Source organism: Stenotrophomonas sp. T8 (assembly GCF_051853085.1).
GTDB lineage: Bacteria > Pseudomonadota > Gammaproteobacteria > Xanthomonadales > Xanthomonadaceae > Stenotrophomonas > Stenotrophomonas sepilia.
The window spans coordinates 3,227,403-3,249,207 of record NZ_CP195329.1; the positions used below are offsets into that span (position 1 = coordinate 3,227,403).

Here is a 21,805-nt window from a genome sequence, read left to right on the forward strand (position 1 = left end):
GCCGCTCGCTGCCATGACCGACCCGCGCCAGGCCCTGCGCCACGACCTGCGGCAACGCCGTCGTGACCTTAACGCTGGTGAGCGCATCGCCGCCGCCGAATCGCTTGCCGATGCCCTGCTCGCCCTGCCGTTCGCCCCGCGCGAAGGCGCCGTGGCCGGCTACTGGGCGCTGGATGGCGAAATCGCCCTGCACCGCTGGCAGCTGCAGCTGCCCGAAGGACTCACCTACTGCCTGCCGGTGCTGGCCGGCGACGTGCTGCGCTTCGCACCATGGCGGCCCGGGCAGCCGCTGACCAGCAACCGCTATGGCATCCCCGAGCCGGACGTGGCCGTGGAAGACACCCTGGAACCGGAACGGATGGCGCTGGTCGTGACTCCATTGGTGGGTTTCGACGCACAGTGCCGTCGGCTGGGCATGGGGGGCGGCTGGTATGATCGCAGCTTCGCCTTCCGCCACGACCGGCCGGCGCCGCCCTGGCTGGTCGGTGCTGCGTTCGCGGTGCAGCAGGTCGAGTCCTTGCCGGTGGCGTCGTGGGACGTGCCGGTGGATGCGATCTGCACCGAAGACGGCACCCTGTTCCCCTCCGCTGCCCCCGTGAACGCATGACCGCCCGCAAGCGCTACTGGCTGATGAAGTCCGAACCGGACGCCTTCTCCATCGATGACCTGGCCAAGGTCAAGGTCGAACCCTGGAACGGGGTGCGCAACTACCAGGCGCGCAATTTCATGCGCGATGGCATGCAGGTGGGCGACGGCATCCTGTTCTACCACTCCAACACCAAGGTGCCCGGCATCGTCGGCCTGGCCACCGTCGCCAGCCCAGCCTACCCGGACGACACCCAGTTCGACCCGAAATCCGACTACCACGACCCCAAGAGCACGCGCGAAAACCCGCGCTGGATGCTGGTGGACGTGGCCTTCGACCGCAAGCTCAAGCAGGTGATCGCGCTGGACGAGATCAAGCTGCACGCTGACGAGCTCGGCGAGGGCTTCCCGCTGGTTGCCAAGGGCAATCGCCTGTCGGTGTTCCCGGTGACCGCCGCGCAGTGGAAGCTGCTGCTGTCGCTGGAAAAGAAATCCTGATTCCCCGCCTGAGAGTTCTTCCCATGTCCGAAGCCAAGCGCCTGGCCGCCGAGAAAGCCATCGAGTACGTCGAAGACGGCATGATCGTCGGTGTCGGCACCGGTTCCACCGTGGCCTATTTCATCGATGCCCTGGCCCGCATCCAGCACCGCATCAAGGGAGCCGTGTCCAGCTCCGAGCAGAGCACCGCACGCCTGAAGCAGCACGGCATCGAGGTGATCGAGCTGAACCACAGTGGCAACCTGTCGCTGTACGTCGATGGCGCCGACGAGTGCGACCCGAACAAGTGCCTGATCAAGGGCGGCGGCGCCGCACTGACCCGCGAGAAGATCATTGCCGAGGCCAGCGAGCGCTTCATCTGCATCGTCGACCCGAGCAAGCAGGTGCCGGTGCTGGGCAAGTTCCCGCTGCCGGTGGAAGTGATCCCGATGGCGCGCAGCCTGGTCGCCCGCCAGATCCGCGACATGACCGGCGGCCAGCCGACCTGGCGCGAGGGCGTGGTCACCGACAACGGCAACCAGATCCTGGACATCCACAACCTGCAGATCACCGATCCGGAAAAGCTGGAGCGCGAGCTCAACCAGTTGCCGGGCGTGGTCTGCGTCGGCCTGTTCGCGCGCCGTCGCGCCGATGTGGTGATCGTCGGCGGCGAGCCGCCGGTCGTGCTCTGACCCTTCCGAAGGAGCCTGACGATGTCGCTGTTGCGTTCGCTGCTGATGCTTCCGCTGCTGGCCCTGGCCGGCTGCGCCACCGACGCGGCCCGCCATTGGGTCGAGCTGGACGGCGCCCGCTACCAGGTCGAGCTGGCCACCAACGATGAAACCCGCGCGCGCGGGCTGATGTTCCGCGACCAGATGGCGGCCGACCACGGCATGCTGTTCATCCACGACCGCGAGGAAATGCAGGCGTACTGGATGAAGAACACCAGGATCGCGCTGGACATCCTTTACTTCGACAGCCAGCGCAGGCTGGTCAGCCAGCAGCGCGACGTACCGCCGTGCTCGGCCGGCGACATGTGCCCGCCCTATCCCAGCGGCGGTCCGGCGCGTTATGTACTGGAACTCAACGCCGGCCAGGCCGAGAAGCTGCAGCTCAAGGACGGCACGGAGCTGAAATTCGGTCCGGGCATCGAAAAGTAAACGATGCGGCCGGCCAGCGGCCGGCACGCGCGGTAGTGCCGGCCGCTGGCCGGCAACCCTGCAGGGGTCAGATCCCATTCGCTCGCGAAAGGCATCTGACCCCTGAATTTTTCACGCGATACCGCTTGAAACCGCCTGCGAATGACGCCAGTCTGTGGCCATGCAGGACCGGATCACACTCCCCGACTGGGATGCCCTGGCCGACCTCGAAGACGAGGCGCTGCCACTGTTGCCGACCGCGCTGCTGATCGCGCGCGATGAATACCCCGATCTGCAGCCGTCCACCTACGACGCGCTGATCCAGAGCCATGTCGAGCACCTCCGCTCGGAAGTGGAGAGCATCGACAACAGCCCGCTGAAGATGGCGGCGATCAACCGCCACCTGTTCGACGAGCTGGGCTACAGCGGCGACCACGACGAGTACTACGACCCGCGCAACAGCTACCTCAACCAGGTATTCGAGCGCCGCCTGGGCAATCCGATCTCGCTGGCGCTGGTCCAGATGGAAGTCGCGCGCCGGCTGGGTATTCCGCTCGATGGCGTGTCCTTCCCCGGCCACTTCCTGGTGCGCCTGCCGGTGGACGACGGCGTGCTGGTGATGGACCCGTTCAACGGTGGCCGACCGCTGGACGTGGACGAACTGCGCGAGCGGGCCAAGTCACACCTGGGCGGGCAGATGCCCGACGACCAGGTGCTGGCGCAGATCCTCGACCCGGCGCCCGCGCGCGCGATCCTGATGCGCATGCTGCGCAACCTGCACGGCGTGTATGCCGAAGCCGGCGAGTGGGACCGCGCCGCGCGCAGTGCCGACCGCCTGCTGAAGCTGGCCCCGGAGCAGGACGATGCGCTGCGCGACCGCGGCCTGGCCTACCTGCAGCTGGAGTACCTGGCCGGTGCCCGGCACGATCTGGGCCAGTACCTGAAGCGCAACCCGGAAGCCAGCGATGCGCAGTGGCTGCGCGAGAAGCTGATCGACCTCGGCGGGCCGATGCCGCGGCTGCATTGAGGGAGTCGGTGTGTGGACCGGCAGTCCACACCTACCCTCATCAATCGACCTCGACCATCTCGAAATCAGCCTTGGTCACCCCGCAATCCGGGCAGGTCCAGGTCTCGGGAATGTCCTCCCAGCGCGTCCCTGGCGCGATGCCTTCCTCCGGCAAGCCTTCCGCTTCGCTGTACAGGAAGCCGCAGACCACGCACATCCAGGTGCGCAAGGTGGTGGGGGTGGCATCGCTCATCGGATAATCAGGACTGGATTCACGGGCCGCCATTGTCCCATCGCGGTCCACTCACCGGTAGCCATCGATGACTTCTGCTTCCCCGGCGCCCCGCGGCGTCTACCTGATCACCCCGGACGAGCCCGATACCGCACGCCTGCTGGCCCGCACCGCGCCGCTGCTGGCCACGGGCGCCACTTGGCTGCAGTACCGCAACAAGACCGCAAGCGACGCGCTGCGGCGGGAACAGGCCACCGCGCTGCAGGCACTGTGCGCAGACCACGGCGTGCCGCTGATCGTCAACGACGACCCGGCGCTGGCCAAGGCCGTGGGCGCGGCGGGCGTGCACCTGGGCGGTACCGACGGCGACATCCCCAGCGCGCGCGCCCTGCTCGGCCCCGAGGCCATCATCGGCGCCTCCTGCTATGACCAGCTGGCCAATGCCGAGAGGGCCGTCGCCGCCGGCGCCAGCTACGTGGCCTTCGGCGCGTTTTTCCCGACCACCACCAAGATCACCACCAGCCGCGCCCATACCGACCTGCTGCGGCAAAGCGCCGCACTGGGCGTGCCGCGGGTGGCGATTGGTGGCCTGACGCCGGACAATGTCGGTCCCATCATCGACGCCGGCGCCGATCTGGTCGCCGTGGTCAGCAGCGTGTTCGCCGCCGAAGACCCGGTCGCGACCCAGCGCGCCTTCCTCGCCCAGTTCGCGTAACGCCCAGGATATTCCCCCATGAACCACGACCAGTCCCACGCCCTGTTCTCCCGCGCCCAGCAGCTGTTGCCGGGCGGCGTCAATTCGCCGGTGCGCGCGTTCAAGTCGGTCGGCGGCGAACCGTTCTTCGTCGAGCGCGCCGACGGCGCCTACCTGTACGACGTCGACGGCAACCGCTACATCGACTACGTCGGCTCCTGGGGCCCGATGATCGTCGGCCACAACCACCCGGCGGTACGCCAGGCGGTGAAGAAGGCGATCGACAACGGCCTGTCGTTCGGCGCGCCATGCGCGGCTGAAGTCACCATGGCCGAGACCATCACCCGCCTGGTGCCGTCGTGCGAGATGGTGCGCATGGTCAACTCCGGCACCGAGGCCACCCTGTCGGCGATCCGCCTGGCGCGTGGCGCCACCGGCCGCAACCGCATCGTCAAGTTCGAAGGCTGCTACCACGGCCACGGCGACTCGTTCCTGGTCAAGGCCGGCAGCGGCATGCTGACCCTGGGCGTGCCGACCTCGCCGGGCGTCCCGGCCGGGCTGAGCGAACTGACCCTGACCCTGCCCTACAACGACTTCGAAGCGGCCACTGCGCTGTTCGAGCAGCAGGGCGATGACATCGCCGGCCTGATCATCGAACCGGTGGTCGGCAACGCCAACTGCATCCCGCCGCGCGAGGGCTACCTGCAGCACCTGCGCGAACTGTGCACGAACCACGGCGCGCTGCTGATCTTCGACGAAGTGATGACCGGCTTCCGCGTTGCCCTCGGCGGTGCGCAGGCGCACTACGGCATCACCCCGGACCTGACCACCTTCGGCAAGATCATCGGCGGCGGCATGCCGGTGGGCGCCTACGGCGGGCGCCGCGAGCTGATGCAGCAGATCGCCCCGGCCGGCCCGATCTACCAGGCCGGCACGCTGAGCGGCAACCCGGTGGCGATGGCCGCTGGCCTGGCGATGCTGGAACTGATCCAGCAGCCGGGCTTCCACGCCGACCTGGCCGAGCGCACTGCACGCCTGTGCGCCGGCCTGGAAGCGGCCGCCGCCGAAGCCGGCGTGGCGGTGACCACCAACCGCGTGGGTGCGATGTTCGGGCTGTTCTTCACCAGTGAGAAGGTGGAGACCTATGCGCAGGCCACCGCCTGTGACATCCCAGCGTTCAACCGCTTCTTCCACGCGATGCTGGAGCAGGGCGTGTTCCTGGCGCCGTCGGCGTACGAGGCCGGTTTCCTGTCCAGCGCGCACGATGATGCCGTGATCGAGGCCACCCTCGCCGCTGCACGCGTGGCATTCAAGGCCGCCAAGGGCTGATCGCAAAAAAAGGGGACGGAGGGGATTAAGTCGTTTGTGCATAAACGACTTAATCCCCTCCGTCCCCTTTTTTCAACCGAAGACGAACTTGCCCTTCATCATCGCGAAGTGGCCGGGGAACGAGCAGAAGAAGGTGTAGTCGCCGCCCTTCTGCAGGCCCTGCGTGGAAAAGCGCACGCGCGTGGTCTCGCCACCACCAATTACTTTGGTGTGCGCCAGCACGCGCTTGTCGGCTTTCGGCAGGTAGCTATCGGCCAGGGTCATGCGCATGCCTGCCAGTGCCACCGGCTGGTAGTCGGCCGTGCGGGTCAGCACCCAGTTATGGCCCATCGCGGTAGCGGCGAGCTTGCCGGTGTGGCGCAAGGTCAGGTCCACGGCAGTGCAGTCGGCGACAAGCTTGATCTCGCGAGTGCTGAAGCTCATCTGGTCGGTGCTGTCGATGCTCACCGCACACACCCGCGCCATCGCCGACGGCGCCAGCATCAGCGCGCCCAGTCCCACTGCCACCCACCAAGCCTTCATCGTTGCCTCTCCTGCGGATTCAAGCACCATTCTAGGCAGGCCCCTGCGGCCGCGTCTGCGACCGTCTGTCGCATGCCTACTCCAGGGTTTCCCGCGCACTCACTGCAATGGCATGCTCGACCGATGCGGATCGACCTGTTGCTGCTGGATGTGGATGGCGTGCTGGTGCAGTACCAGCGCGCGCAGCGCGTGCTGCATCTGGCCCAGGCACTGCAGGTTCCGACGCAGGCCGTACAGGCCGCGCTGTATGACAGCGGACTGGAAGCGGCGCATGACAACGGCACGCTGGATGGCCCGGCCTATCTGGCGCAGCTGGGGGAGTGCCTGGGCAGGACCATCGATGTACCCAGCTGGATCGCCGCACGCCAAGCGGCCAGCCATCCGCAGCACGCGGTGCTGCAGCGGCTGCAGGTTCTGCAGCTGCCGCTGGCGGTACTGACCAACAATGGCGCGCTGATGGTGCAGGCGCTGCCCACCCTGCTGCCGGAACTGTTCCCTGCGCTGCAGGGACGCGTGTTCTGCAGCGCCGATTTCGGCCTGCGCAAACCCGCACCGGAGGTCTTCCTGCGCACGCTTGAGGCCCTCGGCGTGGCGCCTTCGCGCACGCTGTTCGTCGATGACCTGTTCGCCAATGTGCGCGGTGCACGCGCCGCCGGCCTGCACGCGGAAACCGTGCGCGATGGCCGTGGCTTGGGCAAGGTGTTGAAGCGTTACCAGATTGCGTGAACCACTGTAGAGCCGAGCCCATGCTCGGCTCTACAGATGCCTCTGCCGGCTTCAGCGCGCGGCGATGAACGCCGCAATCGCTGCGCGCAGGCGCTTGAGGCCTTCGGCCACTTCTTCGTCGGTGATGTTCAACGACGGCACGAAGCGCAACACGTCCGGGCCGGCCTGCAGGGTCAGCAGGCCGTGCTCGGCGGCATGGTCGAGGATCGCCCCGGCCTGGCCGGCGAAGTCCTTGCCCAGCACCGCGCCCAGCATCAGGCCGCGGCCGCGCACTTGGCTGAACACACCGAACTCGTCGTTGATGCGGGCAAAGCCATCGCGCAGTGCCTTCGACTGGCGGCTGACATTGGCGGCGATCTCTGCCGAGGCCAGCTTGCGCAGCGCCACGCGGGCCACCGCAGCAGCCAGCGGGTTGCCGCCGAAGGTGGTGCCGTGCGCGCCGAACTGCATGGTCTCGGCCACCTTCGGGCCGGCCAGCATCGCGCCGATCGGGAAGCCGCCACCGAGTGCCTTGGCCAGGGTGACCATGTCCGGCACCACATCATCCTGCCAGTGCGCGAACAGCGTGCCGGTACGGCCCATGCCGGCCTGGATCTCGTCCAGCACCAGCAGTGCGTTGTGCTGGTCGCACAGTTCACGCACGCGCTTGAGGAAACCGGACTTGGCCGGCATCACGCCGCCCTCGCCCTGGATGGGCTCCAGCATCACCGCCGCCACGTCGCCGGCGGCCATCGCGGTTTCCAGCTGCACCTCATCGTTGAAATCGATGTAGCGGAAGCCGCCAGGCAGCGGCTCGTAGCCTTCCTGGTACTTCGGCTGGGCGGTAGCGGTCACCGCGCCCATCGTGCGGCCGTGGAAGCTGCCACGGAAAGTGATGATCACCCGCTTGTCGGCGGGACGGCCCTGGCTGGAGGCCCACTTGCGGACCATCTTGATCGCCACTTCGTTGGCTTCGGCGCCGGAATTGCACAGGAACACGCGCTCGGCGAAGCGGCTGGCCTTCACCAGCTCCTCGGCCAGATGCAGCGGCGGTGCGCTGTAGAACACATTGCTGGTGTGCCAGAGCTTGCCGGCCTGCTCGACCAGCGCGGCCACCAGGTCCGGATCGTTGTGGCCCAGGCCGCACACGGCGATACCCGCAGCCAGGTCGATGAACTCACGCCCCTGGCTGTCCCACACGCGGGCGCCCTGCCCTCGCTCCAGTACCACCTGGCGGGGCTTGTAGACCGGCAGGTAATAGTGCGAAAGGGAGATCAGCGGATCGGTCGCGGTGGTCATGGCAGTCGGCAGGGTTCAGGAACGCCCATTCTCGCGCCGGAGCCCCTGCTGCACAATGCGCCCATGCGACCGTTTTCCGCCCCCCAGCTCAACCCCGCCACCGAGACCGGCTGGCGCCGTCGGTGGTTCGACATCATCTACCGCCATGACTCGCGGCCCTCGCGCAACTTCGACCTGATCCTGGTGGTGGCGATCGTCGCCAGCATCCTGGTGGTGATGATCGACAGCGTGCAGCACCTGCATGCCGAGTGGTCCACCGGCCTGTACATGCTGGAATGGGGCTTCACCATCATCTTCACCGCCGAGTACCTGCTGCGCCTGGCGGTGGTCAAGCGCCCGCTGCGCTACGCGGTGAGCATCTGGGGCATCATCGACCTGCTGTCGATCCTGCCCGCCTACCTGTCGATGTTCATCCCGGGCGCGCAGAGCCTGCTGGTGGTGCGTGCGCTGCGCATCCTGCGCGTGTTCCGCATCCTCAAGCTGACCCGCTACATCGAGGAAAGCGGCGTCCTGATGACGTCGCTGTGGCGCAGCCGGCGCAAGGTGCTGGTGTTCCTGTTCACGGTGATCACCATCACCATCATCGCCGGCGCGCTGATGTACGTGATCGAGGGCCCCGAACACGGCTTCACGAATATCCCGGCCAGCATGTACTGGGCGGTGGTGACCATGGCCACGGTCGGCTTCGGCGACATCGTGCCGCAGACCGTGCTTGGCCGCTTCGTCACCTCGGTGCTGATCCTGATCGGCTACAGCATCATCGCCGTGCCCACCGGCATCTACACCGCCGAACTGGCCAGCACCATGCGCGAAGCCGAACTGGCCGCGCGCCGCGATGCCCGCGGCTGCCCGCATTGCGGGCTGGAGGGGCATGAACCGGATGCGCGCCACTGCCGCAAGTGTGGTGGCCAGCTGCCGGATGCGTTCAGCCATTGAGGCACATGCCGGCCCGCGGCCGGCACTACCGGACCAACAGGGTGCGCGCCGGGCATGGCCCAGCGCTACCGTGAGCAGATCCACGCCCCGCGTGGATCGCCCTCAACGCATGCGGTTGCTGGTGGTTACCAGGTCGTTGTAGGCATCCAGAATCGTCGACTGTGCGCCTTCAGGGTCGGTGGTGAGCCAGCTGCCCGACGCCTTGCGCTCGGCAGCCAGCGCATCGGCGGTGATCGGTTTGCCCTGTTTCAGGCGCTCGACTCCGCGCCCGGCTGTACGCACCAGCTTGTCGGCCGAGCGCTGCACATGGCCCCACATCGGGTCGTCCTTGCCGACACCACCGTTCTGGATTTCCGTCACCAGCGCCTGAAAGTCGGCCAGCTGGCCGCGCAACACCGCAACGTCCGGTGCCTCGCCCTGGAACGTCATTGCCAGCTGCTTACCATCGCCGACAAGGCGCAGATGGTAGTACGCCAGCGAGCGGCCTTCGCTTTCCTCGATCTGCTTCAGCTGGACGGCGCGGCGATCGTTCTCGTTCTTTTCCAGTGCCGCATCCATCGCCTCGCTGGCCTTGAAGAAATCAGCATAGGCCTGCATCAGCGGGGCATGCTGGCTGCGCATCCCTTCACCACCGTCGCGACGATAGTCCTCGCGGGTGAAATAGCCATCGGCGCGCTCGATCAGGGTGTTCAGCGCCAGGAACGCCTGCTGGTACTGCCGCGCGGCCGCATCCAGCGACGTCGCCGGGGCCTTTGCCAGCGCCTCGCTCAACGGCTGGCCGCAGTATTCCACGCGGTGCGAAAGCACCTTGCCCGGTGAGCGCGGCTGTGCTTCCTTGCCGGTCGGACCCGCCTCAGGATCCTTCATCCAGCCGGTGTAAGTCTGGAAGCCTTCGTGGATGGGCTGTTCGACGCCGTTGTAGCACTGGATGTAGGCGTTGACCTTCTCCAAGCCGGGATCGGCGACTGCCAGCCCGGCCGGGTTGTTGCAGCCGGCCAGCACGCCAAGCAGGAGAACAGGAATCAGGCGTGTGGATGCATGCAAATCAGTTCCTTGCACAAGTGAAAACTGCAGGCATCGTCATGCATGGCGCGAGCGCGCGCTCCAGCACCTCGGCAAGGTGCTGGCATTCGGGGCTGCAGGGCGTGTCATGCCGCAATCAACCTGCTCAATCGCGACAAAAATGAAGCGTTGAGCTTCCCGCTTACTGGCGGTTGCTCTGGAAAACCAGCGAGTTGTATTCCTGCATCAGCTTGTTGGCCGAGCCGCGTGGCGCCATCGAGGGCGAATCCAGCATGCGGCGTTCGAAATCGCTGTAGGGCGTCTTGCTGCTGACCCGCTGCAGCCGCTCCTTGCCTTCCCGACGGAAGTTCTCGGCTTCGCGCTCGAAGCTGTTCCAGTCCAGCTTGCCCGGCTCCTGATCGGCCACCTTGGCATGCGCCTCGTCGGAAATACGGTTGAAGGCGTCGAGTCGTTCACGGGCTTGGGCCGGATCAAAGTCGTCGTCGCTCATCAGCTCCACGATCGCTTTGGCTTCCAGCATCATCGCCAGACGGTAGTACTCGCGCGTTCGCCCCTCGGCCTGTTCCAATACCTTGAGCTGCTCGCGCTGGGCAGCGTCATTCTGGCGCTCCAGCTCGGCGTTGAACGTTTCGCTGGCAGCCACGAAGTCCTTGAATGCGGCCATCAAGGGCGCGTGCAGTTGCTTGCCCTTGGCAAACTGGTCGTCTTCGTAGTCCTGGCGATCGTAGTAGTCGTGCGCCTCCTTGCTGATCGGCACCAGCGCCTTCAGCGCCTGCTGATAATGGCTGGCAGCAGCATCGAGTTCGGCCAGCGCCGGCTTGGCAGCCATCGCCTCGGTCACCGGGCCATCGCACTGCTTCATGTCGTAATCGCTGATCTCGAACGGGCCGTACACCTGTGTCTCGCGCCCGGTCGGGCCGGTCTCGACGTCCTTGATCCAGCGCGTATAGGACTGGAGACTGTCGTGCGTCTTCGAATCAAGCGCGTTGAAGCAGCCGATGTAGGCGTTGAGCTTCGCCGTCAACTGCTGCTGTGCGTCGGACGGCACCGTGTTGGCCTCCGGCTTGCCCGAGGTGCCGGCGTCGCCAGCGGTTGCAGGGCCCTTGCCACCGCAGGCGGCCAGGACAAGCGACAGCGAAGCGGCCAGCGCCGCGACGGAAAGCGTACGTGACATGTGTTCACATCCCTGTTGAAAACGATTACAGCCCTGCATTCTAGCGCAGCAGGCCGAGGGCCGCAGCCCTCGGCCCTGCGCAACGAAGCACTCAGTCCAGGAACAGATCCGGCAACAACGACCGCGACGGGTCCACGGCATAGCCGGACAGATCGCTGACGCCGGCCTGTGCCAGCACTTCATCGTCGATCAGGAACTGGCCGTGGAAGCCTGCCGCTTCACGCACCAGCACCGCATGCGCGGCGTCGGCCATGATCTGCGGCGTACGGCAGCCCGCTGCATCCACGCCCGGAATCATGTTGATTGCATCGGTGGCGATCACCGTGCGCGGCCATAGCGCGTTCACCGCCACCCCCTGCGGGCCGAATTCCGCGGCCAGGCCGAGCGTGACGAAGCTCATGCCCATCTTCGCCAGCGTGTAGCCGGTATGCGCGCCCCACCACTTTGGTTCCAGGCTCGGCGGCGGCGCCAGGGTCAGGATGTGCGGATTCGGCGCCTGCAGCAGGTACGGCAGGCAGGCCTGCGCGCACAGGAAACTGCCGCGCGAATTGACCTGCTGCATCAGGTCGAAGCGTTTCATCGGCGTATCCAGCGTGCCACGCAGCCAGATCGCGCTGGCGTTGTTGATCAGGATGTCGATGCCCCCAAAGGTGTCGACCGTGGCCGCAACCGCGGCCTGCACCTGCTCTTCCTCGCGGATATCGCACTTCAGCGCCAGCCCTTGGCCACCGGCGGCGGTAACGGCCTCGGCCGCGCTGTGGATGGTGCCCGGCAGCTTCGGATTCGGCACCGCCGACTTGGCCGCAATGGCCACGTTGGCCCCGTCACGCGCAGCGCGCAGTGCGATGGCCAGGCCGATGCCACGCGAGGCACCCGTGATGAAAAGCGTTTTGCCCTGCAGACTGCCCACGTTCCACACTCCAGCGTATGCAATGAGCCGCTAGTATGCCGCGCCGACGTGGAGTTCACCCGGCCTTGACGATACTGGCGCCTCCAGTCAACGCACGAGGTTCACGCCATGCGCCGTTCCCGCCTGTTGCTGCCTGCCCTGGGGCTTGCCCTGCTGACTGCCTGCCAGGGCCGTTCGCCCGAACCCGGCAAGGAACCGTCGGCCGGTGACACGCCCAGCGCAGAAAAAGCCGCCGCGGACGGCAAGCTGCGCTGGAGCGATGCAGTGGTGTGGGATGGCGACCTCAACGCCTGCCGCCAGGGCGAGAATGCGGCCACGCGTGAGTGCCTGCGCGATGCGATGCGCGCTGGTGGCGCAAGCGCCGATGCCATTGCTGCCGCCGAACAGTTGTCCACCGGCGGCGAGCTGGCCTACGTGACGGCCTGGCATGAGAACGAAGGCTTGGGCATTGCCACGGTCGAGTATCCGTTCCGCGCCAACACCAACGAGGGTACCCGCCTGGTCGACGCCACCGGCAAGCGCATCGATGTGGATGCCGTGCAGCTGGACGACACCCTGCGTGCCGACCCCGCCGTGCAGGCCCTGCTGAAGGACCACCCGCAGGCCACGCCGTTCGCGCCGGCGCGGTCGGCCGGGGCCACGCCGCTGGAGAACGGCGGCATCCGCCTGCTGTACCGCACGCCGCTGCGTGACTGCCACGCCTGCCCGGATGTCGGCCAGCTGCAGATCGCCTACGACTTCGACGCCAAGCGCAACTTCATCGGCCAGCAGGTAGTGCCGGCAACGCCGTAAGATCACAAGCCTCTGTAGAGCCGAGCCATGCTCGGCTCTACAATACGGTTCTCCCCTGCGCATCCACGCATCGCGTGGATCTACCGGTACACCTGCACCTGCTTCCTCAGCAGATGCGGCACGATCAGCTGATGCACCGGCGCAACCGGCAGCATGTACACGCGGCCGAACGCGTTGTGCGTATGCACCACCGTCACCACCTCCAGCACGTCGCCCTGCCACTGCAGGGCCAGCTGCACACGCAGGTGGCGGTCGTCGTCTTCCAGCACGATGGCATCGTCGCTGAGCGACTGCAGGGTGAAGATGCCCAACCGCTGCCCGGGTTGAGGATCCGCAACATCCTGCACCGCGCGCAACGAGCCCAGGTGCTTCATGCCGAGCAGGCGCATGCCGCGATTGCGCAGCGCCATCAGCCCATCGAACCAGCCGGGAATGGTCGCGGCCATATCGCGATAGGCCTGCAAGGCCGAGCGCCCATCACGATGGGTTGTTGCCTGGCAGGCGTGCACGAAGTCGGCACCGGCCAGCTGTGGGCGCAGGACGCTGCCCGCACTCGGTGGGCCGGTCACTACCTGCAGTGGACTCACGGCTTGGGCCCCTGCCCCTCGTTGTCTTCCCAATGCAGGATGCGACGGGTAACGAAGCGGTAGACCGGCTTGCCCGTGGCGAACCACAGTTCGCGCACCCACGAGGTGCGCTTGAGCACGCGCTTTTCCACTGGGGTGAGCGACTCACGGCAGTACATGCGCTTGTGCTTGAGCAGGTGGCGCAGGTCCTCGCGGGCCAGCAGGCGCATCCAGCGCGAGCGCGGGTTGCCGATCACTGCCAGCTGGAAGTCGATCAATGCCGGGCGGCCGTCTTCGGTCACCAGCCAGTTGGCTTCCTTGGCCAGGTCGTTGTGGGCCACGCCGCGCCGATGCAGCTGCTGCAGCAGCCGACGCGCGGCGCGGAACCAGGCCAGGTCGCCACGCGGTGGGCGCTGGTACATGGCGTCGCCGGCCATGAAACTGCGGTCGAGATGATGTCCATTCCACGCCAGCAGCTGCGGCACGTCGGCCATGCCATGGATATGGCGCAGCGCGCGCGCTTCGCGGCGGGCCAGCCACCAGGCCGGCAGGCGCAACCACAGCGGCGTGGCGCCCAGGTCACGGCGTACGAAGGGGCCGGCAGGCCCTTCCACACGGAGGATGCGACCGAAGCTGTCGGCCTTCAAAGCATGTGGTGGCGTGTCTGGCGTATGCGGCATGGGCCCATTCTAGGCGATGGCGCCGGTTGCAAACGGTCACCAAGCGGCTGGGAACCAGTCACCTTCACGCCCCTATAATCGGGCAATGGACTCTTCATGGATCGACGCCACGCTTGCGTGGATTGCCGCTCACCCCGTGCTGGCGGGTGCCGTTATCTTCCTCATCGCCTTCTGCGATGCGGTGATCATTCTGGGCGCCATCGTGCCGGCGCTGCCGCTGCTGTTTGCGGTGGGCGTGTTCATCGGCCTGGGCCAGATCTCCGGACCGTACGCGGTGGCGGCGGCCGCACTGGGCGCATTCGCCGGCGATGGCATCAGTTACTGGATCGGGCGCCGCTGGGGCGACCGCCTGCGTGGCGTGTGGCCGTTCAGCCGTTACCCGCAACTGCTCGACCGCGGCGAGAACCTGTTCCGTCGCAATGCGTTCAAGAGCATTCTGGTGGCACGCTACGTCGGCGCGATCCGGCCGTTCGTGCCGGCCATCGCGGGCATGATGAAGATGCCAGCCAGCCGCTATGTACAGGCCAGTGGTATCGCCAGCATTTCATGGGCGGTACTGTTCCTGGCCCCGGGCTGGATTCTTGGCGAGGCCTATGACGCGGTGGCCGCAGTAGCCGGTCGGCTGGTGGTGGTGGTCGGCCTGCTGGCGGTGATCCTCGGCCTGGTCTGGGCCATCGTGCTGTACGGCTACCGCTGGTCGGCCGCGCGCATGGACAACTGGCTGGCACGCCTGCTTGACTGGTCCAACCGCCATCCGACGCTGGGCCGCTACACCGTCGGTGTGCTGGACCCGAAGCGGCGCGAGTCGGTGCCGCTGGCGATGCTGGCGCTGATGCTGCTGGTGCTGGGCTGGGGCTGGTTCGCGCTGCTGACCGTGGTGGTTGCGCATGGCGAGCCGCTGGCGATCGACCTGCTGGTGCACCAGGCCATGCTGGCGCTGCGCAATCCGTTGGCCGACTACCCGATGGCCGCGCTGGCCTCACTGGGCGCCTGGCAGGTACTGCTGCCGGCCACTGCGGCGGCGATGGGCTACCTGGTCTGGCGCCGGCGCTGGATGGCGGCCGCGCACTGGCTGGCCGCCCTCGCCTTCGGCCTGGCACTGACCATGCTGCTGGGCGCCACCGTGGATGTGGTGCGCCCGGTCGATGCCAGCAGTGGCTTCGGCTTCCCGTCGGTGTCGGTGACGATGGCCACCATCACCTTCGGCTTCTTCGCGGTGCTGATCGCCCGCGAGATGCCCGGCCGTACCCGCGTCTGGCCGTACCTGGTATCGGGCATCGTGGTCAGCCTGATCGGCTTCTCGCGCCTGTACCTGGGCGCGCATTGGCTGAGCGATGTGATCGGCGGCATGCTGTTCGGCACGTTCTGGCTGCTGGTGCTGGGCATCGCCTACCGCCGCCGCTTCAACCGCTCGTTCTGGGTGAAGCCGGTGGCATGGCTGTTCTACGGCGTGTTCGCCGTCGCCGCGATGTGGTACGCACCGCGCAACATCCCGGTGAAGCTGGAACGCTTCGAGCCGACCTTGCCGGCCCCGCAGGCAATGGACACGCAGGCCTGGTGGCAGCACGACTGGGCGACACTGCCGGCGCGCCGCAACGAGTTCGATGACGACCAGCGCTGGCCGTTGGACGTGCAGGTGGCCGGTCCGCTGGCACCGCTGCAGGCGCAACTGGAAGCGCGCGGCTGGAAGCGGCAGGAGCAGGCCGGCTGGCAGCAGGCGCTGCTGATGCTGGACAAGAACACCGGCGCCGATGAACTGCCGGTGCTGCCGGCGACGCTGGAAACCCGCGTGGAAGCGCTGTTGATGGTACGCCCGGGTACACACCGTGATGAGCGCTACGTACTGCGCCTGTGGCCGGCCCCTGCGCAGTTGCAGCCGGGCAACACGCCGCTGTGGCTGGGCAGTGCACAGACCCTGCGCTACGAACGCCATTTCGAGTGGATCGGCATGTGGCACCCGCTGCGTGGCGTCGACCCGGCATTGAATGCCGTGAAGGACGCCGTGCAGGAGCTGCCGCAGCGCGAGGACGTGCACAGCGAAACCGGGTTGCCGGTGCTGCGGCTGAAGACTACAACGCCCTGACCGGTACCGGTGCGCGATCCAACAAGCCGAGCATAGGCTCGGCTCTACAGTAGATCCACGCCATGCGTGGATGCGGATTCCACGGATACCCCAGCGTGTGCCCCAAGGTGCACACCCACCCGAGGATGGCGTCTACGGCATCCAGCCCAGCAGCTGCTGCAGACGCTGGTGCGGGTCATCCAGCTGCAGCAGCTGCAACCGCTGCTGCTCGCTCAGCGGCAGCAGCTCGGCCAGCCGCCAGCCGACCCAGCTGGCCTGGTCCAGCAGCGCCGGATTGGCCGGCGCATAGGCCTCGCCGGCCTGCTCGATGATGTGCCCCAGCACCGTGGCCAGCAGTGCATGCTGCGGCCGCAGTTCGTCATCGGGGTCTTCCTCGCACCAGCGCACATCAGCCACCACCAGGCCGTTGTCGCGCACGCGGGTGCGCTCGACATGGAAGCGACGGGTGCCGCGCAGGCGCAGCTGCAGCACGCCGTCGGCGCCGACATCGAAGTCTTCGATGCGTACCTGCACGCCAAAGGCGGCCGGTGTCGCCGGTGCGCCGACCTCCTCGCCCTCGAGGATCAGGCAGACGCCAAATCCCTCACCACTGCGGCCGCTGTCGCGGACAAGGTCCAGATAGCGCCGCTCGAACACGCGCAGGCCCACCGCTGCACCCGGTACCAGCGCGGTGTGCAGCGGGAACAGCGGCAGCGAGCCGTCGCCGCTCATCGGGCGTGCAGCGCGGCGAGGAAGCGGCGCGGCGCGCCGTCGAAGCCACCGTTGGACATGAATACCACGTGGTCACCGCTGCGCGCGCTGGCCTGCAGCTGCGCCAGCAATGCGTCGGTATCGGGCACCGCGTGGGCTTGGCCACGCACCGCGGCGATCACCGCCGCAGCATCCCAGGCCAGTTCCGGGCGATGCAGGAACACCACTTCATCGGCCAGCGCCAGCGAGGGAGCCAGCGCCTGCGCATGTGCGCCCAGCCGCATCGAGTTGCTGCGCGGCTCCATCGCGACCACGATGCGCGCATCACCCACCTTGGAACGCAGGCCCTCCAGCGTGGTGGCGATCGCAGTCGGATGGTGGGCGAAATCGTCGTAGACGGTGATGCCGTCATGGCTGCCGATCACTTCCATGCGGCGCTTGACGCTGCGGAAGCGCGCCAGCGCTGGAATAACCTGGGCAGGTGCCACGCCCACTGCATGCGCGGCGGCCAGCGCAGCCAGTCCATTGAGCACGTTGTGGCGGCCCAGCAGCGACCACTGCACATCACCCAGCGCCTGCCCACGATGATGCACGCGGAACGCGCTGCCGTCGGCAGCCAGCAGCTCGGCATGCCATTCCAGCGCCGGATCGAAGCCGAAGCGCTCGACCGGGGTCCAGCAGCCCATCGCCAGCACTTCGGCCAGGTACTGATCCTCGCCGTTGACGATCAGCCGGCCACGTGCGGGTACGGTACGCACCAGATGGTGGAACTGGCGCTGGATCGCGGCCACGTCCGGGAAGATGTCGGCGTGGTCGTATTCAAGGTTGTTGAGGATGGCCACCAGCGGCCGGTAGTGCACGAACTTGCTGCGCTTGTCGAAGAAGGCCGTGTCGTACTCATCGGCCTCGACCACGAACTCGCGGCCCCGGCCCACGCGGGCGGAGACACCGAAATCCTCGGCGACACCACCGATCAGGAAGCCCGGCGAGCGGCCTGCACTTTCCAGCAGCCAGGTGAGGATGGTGGTGGTGGTGGTCTTGCCGTGGGTACCGGCCACGGCCAGCGTGTCGCGGCCCGGCAGCACCTGCTCGGACAGCCACTGCGCGCCGGAGATATAGCGCTGGCCGGCATCGAGCACGGCTTCCACGGCGGCATTGCCGCGCGACAGCGCGTTGCCGATCACTACCTCGTCGGTGCCGGCCGGCACGCTGTCGGCGCGGTAGCCCTGGTCAAGGGTGATGCCCAGCTGTTCGAGCTGGGTCGACATCGGCGGATAGATGGCCTGGTCGCTGCCGCTGACGGAATGCCCAAGTTCCCGCGCCAGGGCGGCCACGCCGCCCATGAAGGTGCCGGCAATTGCAAGGATATGTACGCTGCTCATGACCGAGGATTGTGACCGATGACGGCTGTATAGGGCCAATGTCCGCTATCGGGTAAGACAACCCCTACACGGGATGTGAGAAAACTCCAATCAACTGTCAGGGAATTCCCGATAGCGATGTTCTGTGAACCCGGACACAATTCGAACTGCCAGCCGCAGTACCCGAACCGGTCCTACTCCCCAAGAGGCCATCCCCAAGGGAGCTCATGCTGCGGGGCCCTGAGCAAGCCCTTCGCTGGCGCCTATCAAACGACACAGGCCTGATCCTCGCGGACCAGGCCTGTGCTTTTTGCGCCGGAAGGACCGGACGCGTGCCGGCCCCGCCGGATCAGGCCTTGATCGCTGCCAAGATGCGGGCTTCGATCTCGTCCAGCTCACCGACGCCATCGACGCGGGCCAGGGTGCCACGGCCGGCGTAGAAATCGACCACCGGGGCGGTCTGGTCGTTGTAGACCTGCAGGCGCTGGCGCACCGCTTCCGGGTTGTCATCGGCGCGGCCCTGCTCCTTGGCACGACCGGCAATGCGGTCGACCAGCAGCTCGGTGGGCACATCCAGCTGTACCACCGCGTCCAGCGGCTGGCCGATCTTGGCCAGCAGGCCGTCCATCGCATTGGCCTGGGCCACGTTGCGCGGATAACCATCAAGGATGAAGCCCTTGGCGACATCGGCCTGGGTCAGGCGCGACTCCAGCATGCCCAGCAGGATGTCGTCCGACACCAGGTTGCCGGCATCCATCACCGTCTTGGCCTGCTTGCCCAGCTCGGTGCCGGCGGCGATTTCCGCGCGCAGCATGTCACCGGTCGAAATGTGGGCGATCCCCAGCTTTTCCTTCAGGCGCGTCGCCTGTGTCCCCTTGCCCGAACCGGGCGGTCCCAACAGAACCAATCGCATTGACCTGACTCCAACGTGTTGAAAACAAAGAAGGTTCGCGTCCCGGACGGTCCGGTATCGCTGCACCGCAATAGCGCCACTTTACCGCATCCGGGTAATGTCCCTGCAATGTCCCCTCCCCCGAGCAGGTAGAAGCATGCGCAACGGTACTCTCCTTTATGCCCAGTCCGGCGGTGTCACCGCCGTCATCAATGCCACGGCGGCAGCGGTGATCGAGCAGGCCCGGGCCAAGGGCATCAAGGTCCTGGCCGCCCGCAACGGCATCCTCGGCGCGCTGCGCGAGGAGCTGATCGACACCAGCAGGGAGAGTGCCGCCGCGATCCGCGCCCTCGCCCATACCCCGGGCGGCGCCTTCGGCTCGTGCCGGGTCAAGCTGAAATCGCTGGACGCCGACCGCGCCCGCTATGACCGCCTGCTGGAGGTGCTGCAGGCCCACGACGTGCGCTGGTTCCTCTACAACGGCGGCAACGACTCGGCCGACACCGCACTGAAGGTCTCGCAGCTGGCCAAGGCCTCCGGCTACGACCTGACCTGTATCGGCGTGCCCAAGACCATCGACAACGACCTTGCCGTTACCGATACCTGCCCCGGCTTCGGATCAGCGGCCAAGTACACCGCGGTCTCGGTCCGCGAGGCGGCACTGGACGTGGCGGCGATGGCCGAAACCTCCACCCGTGTCTTCATCTACGAAGCGATGGGTCGCCACGCTGGCTGGCTGGCCGCCGCCGCCGGCCTGGCCGGCAACGGTGATGACGAAGCGCCGCACATCATCCTGCTGCCTGAGCGCGCCTACGACGAGGCCACGTTCCTGGCCAAGGTGAAAGCCGTGGTCGAGCGCGTCGGCTACTGCGTGGTGGTGGCGTCGGAAGGCATTGCCACCGCCGATGGCCGCTTCGTTGCCGATGCCGGCGGTGGCAAGGACTCGTTCGGTCATTCGCAGCTCGGCGGCGTGGCGGCGCACCTGGCCGGCCGGGTCAAGGATCAGCTGGGCCTGAAGGTGCACTGGGCACTGCCCGATTACCTGCAGCGCTCGGCCCGCCACCTGGCCAGCAGGACCGACTGGGAGCAGGCGCAGGCGGTGGGCAAGGCCGCGGTGCAGCTGGCCCTGAAGGGTCAGAATGGCGTGATGCCGGTGATCGTGCGCAGCAGCGATTCACCGTATCGCTGGAAGATCGAAGCCGCGCCGCTGTCGAAGATCGCCAATCACGAGAAGAAGATGCCGGCTGGTTTCATCCGCCGCGATGGCTTCGGCATCACGGCCAGGGCACGCGCCTACCTGTCACCACTGATCAAGGGCGAAGCACCGCTTCCCTATGGCACCGATGGCCTGCCGAAGTACGTCACCCTGAAGAACGTGTCGGTGAAGCAGAAACTGCCGGCCTTCGAAGGCTGACCTGAAAAAGGGGACGGAGGGGATTAAGTCGCATACGCCCCTCTGTCATCTCCAACAGCATCAGCAGTGGGTCGGATACGACTTAATCCCCTCCGTCCCCTTTTCACGGAGGTCATAATGGCACTGCGTGTTGTTCGACTCGGTACGCCGCGCCAACCCGGCGAGGGACTGCGCATCGGCACCGTTCGGCGCCCACCGCGCGGCGTGCCGCGCAGCGAGTTCGCCCGACAGGACTGGTACGACGTCTGGTTTCCTACGCTTTCACCCAGCGCGGAGCTGGTGAAGCGGGCACATGAGGCAACGACGGCGGCCGATTGGACCGCCTTCTTCCGCCATTACAAGGCCGAGATGAAGGCGCCCGATGCCGCCCACGCGCTGGACCTTCTGGCCGCGATGTCACAGCACAGCGACATCAGTGTGGGCTGCTACTGCGAGGATGAAGCGCACTGCCACCGCAAGGCATTGCGCGAGCTGCTGGTGGCGCGCGGGGCAATGCTGGCGGATTGATCAGCCGGATGCCGGCCAGCGGCCGGCACTACCACGCGTGGATGGCGGCGCGGGCGCAGCGCCCACGCCACCTCAATTGCAAGCCTTGCCTTCCATCTGCAGCTGCGCGGCGAACATCGTCACCTGCGGAATCTGGCCGGCGGCGGCCTGCTTCTTCGCCTCTTCCAGATAAATGCGCGATTGGCCCTGCCCATCCAGCTCGACCTTGTGGCTCGACGGCAGGCGCCACACCCGCACCACCGCCTGCTGCGCCGGGCATGCGGCGTTGGGCACGCGGATCACATCATTGAGCTTCCAGCCCTTGTCGGCACTCGGCTGCGCCTTGGTGTAATCGACGAAGCGCGCGCGTGGCTGGCATTGCTCGCTGGTCCGGACGGCGGAGAAGCGATATGGCGCGGCGGCATCACCGGTGAACGCACCTTCCAGCCGCGCGCAGGCCTCGGGGATCTGCCGCAGCGTATGCACCGCGCCCACCGCCTGCGGCGCACCGACCGCACGCTGCAGTTCCGGCGTTTCCGCAGCAAAGGCCGGTGCGGCCGGGACCAGGGCGGCAAGCATCAACAGGGACAGGCGCATGGGGGATCTCCTACGGGGCTGTGCGCAGGCTTGCAGAGGCTGCCTTAACGGGGTGCAAAGGCCGTTGGCTCGCCAATCATGCCCAGGGCCCGACGGCATGCGCCGCGGCTCCCAGGAGCCAGTCGAGCATGGCTCGACTCTACAAGTGGCGGCACGCATACTGCGGGCACCAGGGAATGCTGAACACCGCCATACGTCGGACGACCGCCCAGG

General features: G+C 66.9%; 25 protein-coding genes. 13 read left to right on the forward strand and 12 right to left on the reverse strand.

Features of this window, described 5'->3' with window-relative positions; genetic code table 11:
- Positions 1-13: 13 nt before the first annotated feature.
- The 5 genes from ACSDHM_RS14985 to ACSDHM_RS15005 all read left to right on the forward strand — a co-directional run bounded on the left by ACSDHM_RS14985 (position 14) and on the right by ACSDHM_RS15005 (position 3,228).
- Positions 14-607: a 5-formyltetrahydrofolate cyclo-ligase gene (locus tag ACSDHM_RS14985; protein ID WP_032954483.1), complete on the forward strand. Its 594-nt coding sequence runs from the start codon at positions 14-16 to the stop codon at positions 605-607.
- On the forward strand, positions 604-1,083 hold the full coding sequence (locus ACSDHM_RS14990; protein ID WP_005419001.1) for an EVE domain-containing protein: 480 nt from the start codon (positions 604-606) through the stop codon (positions 1,081-1,083). Before ACSDHM_RS14985 ends, ACSDHM_RS14990 begins: the two co-directional genes overlap by 4 nt.
- A gap of 23 nt (positions 1,084-1,106) precedes the next feature.
- Positions 1,107-1,754, forward strand: coding sequence for a ribose-5-phosphate isomerase RpiA (gene rpiA, locus ACSDHM_RS14995; RefSeq protein ID WP_005419003.1), 648 nt, complete (start codon positions 1,107-1,109; stop codon positions 1,752-1,754).
- A 21-nt stretch (positions 1,755-1,775) separates the two neighbouring features.
- Positions 1,776-2,222, forward strand: a complete 447-nt coding sequence (locus ACSDHM_RS15000; RefSeq protein WP_014648292.1) for a DUF192 domain-containing protein — start codon at positions 1,776-1,778, stop codon at positions 2,220-2,222.
- Between the two features lie 160 nt (positions 2,223-2,382).
- The gene (locus tag ACSDHM_RS15005; protein WP_005419007.1) at positions 2,383-3,228 is read left to right on the forward strand and encodes a SirB1 family protein; all 846 of its coding nucleotides are present in this window, start codon (positions 2,383-2,385) and stop codon (positions 3,226-3,228) included.
- A gap of 40 nt (positions 3,229-3,268) precedes the next feature.
- Here ACSDHM_RS15005 and ACSDHM_RS15010 read toward each other — a convergent pair whose 3' ends face one another.
- Positions 3,269-3,493 (reverse strand): rubredoxin, encoded by a 225-nt coding sequence (locus ACSDHM_RS15010; RefSeq protein ID WP_014038358.1) that lies wholly within the window; start codon positions 3,491-3,493, stop codon positions 3,269-3,271.
- Between the two features lie 34 nt (positions 3,494-3,527).
- Here ACSDHM_RS15010 and thiE point away from each other — a divergent pair, with 34 nt between their 5' ends.
- On the forward strand, positions 3,528-4,154 hold the full coding sequence (gene thiE / locus ACSDHM_RS15015) for a thiamine phosphate synthase (protein ID WP_072168443.1): 627 nt from the start codon (positions 3,528-3,530) through the stop codon (positions 4,152-4,154).
- An 18-nt stretch (positions 4,155-4,172) separates the two neighbouring features.
- Positions 4,173-5,462 carry a glutamate-1-semialdehyde 2,1-aminomutase gene (gene hemL / locus ACSDHM_RS15020; RefSeq protein WP_088497614.1) on the forward strand — a complete coding sequence of 430 codons (1,290 nt, stop codon included), beginning with the start codon at positions 4,173-4,175 and terminating at the stop codon, positions 5,460-5,462.
- A 72-nt stretch (positions 5,463-5,534) separates the two neighbouring features.
- Here hemL and azu read toward each other — a convergent pair whose 3' ends face one another.
- Positions 5,535-5,984 (reverse strand): azurin, encoded by a 450-nt coding sequence (azu, locus tag ACSDHM_RS15025; protein WP_072168441.1) that lies wholly within the window; start codon positions 5,982-5,984, stop codon positions 5,535-5,537.
- 123 nt (positions 5,985-6,107) lie between these two features.
- On the opposite strand from azu, the gene ACSDHM_RS15030 reads away from it, so the two are divergent.
- Positions 6,108-6,710 (forward strand): HAD-IA family hydrolase, encoded by a 603-nt coding sequence (locus ACSDHM_RS15030; RefSeq protein WP_072168440.1) that lies wholly within the window; start codon positions 6,108-6,110, stop codon positions 6,708-6,710.
- Positions 6,711-6,761: 51 nt separating this feature from the next.
- On the opposite strand, the gene ACSDHM_RS15035 is transcribed toward ACSDHM_RS15030, so the two are convergent.
- Entirely contained in the window at positions 6,762-7,988 is a 1,227-nt protein-coding gene (locus ACSDHM_RS15035; RefSeq protein ID WP_072168439.1) for an acetylornithine transaminase, read from the reverse strand.
- A gap of 63 nt (positions 7,989-8,051) precedes the next feature.
- Here ACSDHM_RS15035 and ACSDHM_RS15040 point away from each other — a divergent pair, with 63 nt between their 5' ends.
- Positions 8,052-8,924, forward strand: a complete 873-nt coding sequence (locus ACSDHM_RS15040) for an ion transporter (RefSeq protein WP_439426360.1) — start codon at positions 8,052-8,054, stop codon at positions 8,922-8,924.
- Positions 8,925-9,026: 102 nt separating this feature from the next.
- Here ACSDHM_RS15040 and ACSDHM_RS15045 read toward each other — a convergent pair whose 3' ends face one another.
- The 3 genes from ACSDHM_RS15045 to ACSDHM_RS15055 form a co-directional block, all read right to left on the reverse strand.
- The gene (locus ACSDHM_RS15045) at positions 9,027-9,968 is read right to left on the reverse strand and encodes a YiiG family protein (protein ID WP_439426361.1); all 942 of its coding nucleotides are present in this window, start codon (positions 9,966-9,968) and stop codon (positions 9,027-9,029) included.
- A 160-nt stretch (positions 9,969-10,128) separates the two neighbouring features.
- Positions 10,129-11,121: a YiiG family protein gene (locus ACSDHM_RS15050; RefSeq protein ID WP_088497618.1), complete on the reverse strand. Its 993-nt coding sequence runs from the start codon at positions 11,119-11,121 to the stop codon at positions 10,129-10,131.
- A 91-nt stretch (positions 11,122-11,212) separates the two neighbouring features.
- Positions 11,213-12,031, reverse strand: coding sequence for an SDR family oxidoreductase (locus ACSDHM_RS15055; protein ID WP_088497633.1), 819 nt, complete (start codon positions 12,029-12,031; stop codon positions 11,213-11,215).
- Between the two features lie 108 nt (positions 12,032-12,139).
- Between ACSDHM_RS15055 and ACSDHM_RS15060 the strand changes: the two genes are divergently transcribed.
- The gene (locus tag ACSDHM_RS15060) at positions 12,140-12,823 is read left to right on the forward strand and encodes a hypothetical protein (protein ID WP_072168435.1); all 684 of its coding nucleotides are present in this window, start codon (positions 12,140-12,142) and stop codon (positions 12,821-12,823) included.
- An 80-nt stretch (positions 12,824-12,903) separates the two neighbouring features.
- On the opposite strand, the gene ACSDHM_RS15065 is transcribed toward ACSDHM_RS15060, so the two are convergent.
- Positions 12,904-13,410, reverse strand: coding sequence for a DUF2867 domain-containing protein (locus ACSDHM_RS15065; RefSeq protein WP_111200504.1), 507 nt, complete (start codon positions 13,408-13,410; stop codon positions 12,904-12,906).
- The gene (locus tag ACSDHM_RS15070; protein ID WP_049413709.1) at positions 13,407-14,069 is read right to left on the reverse strand and encodes a serine/threonine-protein kinase; all 663 of its coding nucleotides are present in this window, start codon (positions 14,067-14,069) and stop codon (positions 13,407-13,409) included. The genes ACSDHM_RS15065 and ACSDHM_RS15070 overlap by 4 nt, the downstream gene beginning before the upstream one ends.
- A gap of 85 nt (positions 14,070-14,154) precedes the next feature.
- Here ACSDHM_RS15070 and ACSDHM_RS15075 point away from each other — a divergent pair, with 85 nt between their 5' ends.
- Positions 14,155-16,152, forward strand: coding sequence for a bifunctional DedA family/phosphatase PAP2 family protein (locus tag ACSDHM_RS15075; RefSeq protein ID WP_111008266.1), 1,998 nt, complete (start codon positions 14,155-14,157; stop codon positions 16,150-16,152).
- 132 nt (positions 16,153-16,284) lie between these two features.
- Here the strand turns inward: ACSDHM_RS15075 and ACSDHM_RS15080 are convergent, their stop codons facing one another.
- The 3 genes from ACSDHM_RS15080 to ACSDHM_RS15090 form a co-directional block, all read right to left on the reverse strand.
- Positions 16,285-16,863: an LON peptidase substrate-binding domain-containing protein gene (locus ACSDHM_RS15080; RefSeq protein ID WP_072168432.1), complete on the reverse strand. Its 579-nt coding sequence runs from the start codon at positions 16,861-16,863 to the stop codon at positions 16,285-16,287.
- Complete coding sequence (mpl, locus tag ACSDHM_RS15085; RefSeq protein ID WP_072168431.1) at positions 16,860-18,224, reverse strand: UDP-N-acetylmuramate:L-alanyl-gamma-D-glutamyl-meso-diaminopimelate ligase; 1,365 nt, start codon at positions 18,222-18,224, stop codon at positions 16,860-16,862. Before mpl ends, ACSDHM_RS15080 begins: the two co-directional genes overlap by 4 nt.
- 328 nt (positions 18,225-18,552) lie before the next feature.
- Positions 18,553-19,116 carry an adenylate kinase gene (locus ACSDHM_RS15090; protein WP_005419045.1) on the reverse strand — a complete coding sequence of 188 codons (564 nt, stop codon included), beginning with the start codon at positions 19,114-19,116 and terminating at the stop codon, positions 18,553-18,555.
- A gap of 136 nt (positions 19,117-19,252) precedes the next feature.
- On the opposite strand from ACSDHM_RS15090, the gene ACSDHM_RS15095 reads away from it, so the two are divergent.
- Both ACSDHM_RS15095 and ACSDHM_RS15100 read left to right on the forward strand, forming a co-directional pair.
- Positions 19,253-20,509: a 6-phosphofructokinase gene (locus tag ACSDHM_RS15095; protein WP_072168430.1), complete on the forward strand. Its 1,257-nt coding sequence runs from the start codon at positions 19,253-19,255 to the stop codon at positions 20,507-20,509.
- A 117-nt stretch (positions 20,510-20,626) separates the two neighbouring features.
- Positions 20,627-21,016 (forward strand): DUF488 domain-containing protein, encoded by a 390-nt coding sequence (locus tag ACSDHM_RS15100; RefSeq protein ID WP_088497623.1) that lies wholly within the window; start codon positions 20,627-20,629, stop codon positions 21,014-21,016.
- Between the two features lie 72 nt (positions 21,017-21,088).
- Here ACSDHM_RS15100 and ACSDHM_RS15105 read toward each other — a convergent pair whose 3' ends face one another.
- Positions 21,089-21,592 carry a hypothetical protein gene (locus tag ACSDHM_RS15105; protein ID WP_061480501.1) on the reverse strand — a complete coding sequence of 168 codons (504 nt, stop codon included), beginning with the start codon at positions 21,590-21,592 and terminating at the stop codon, positions 21,089-21,091.
- Positions 21,593-21,805 lie beyond the last annotated feature (213 nt).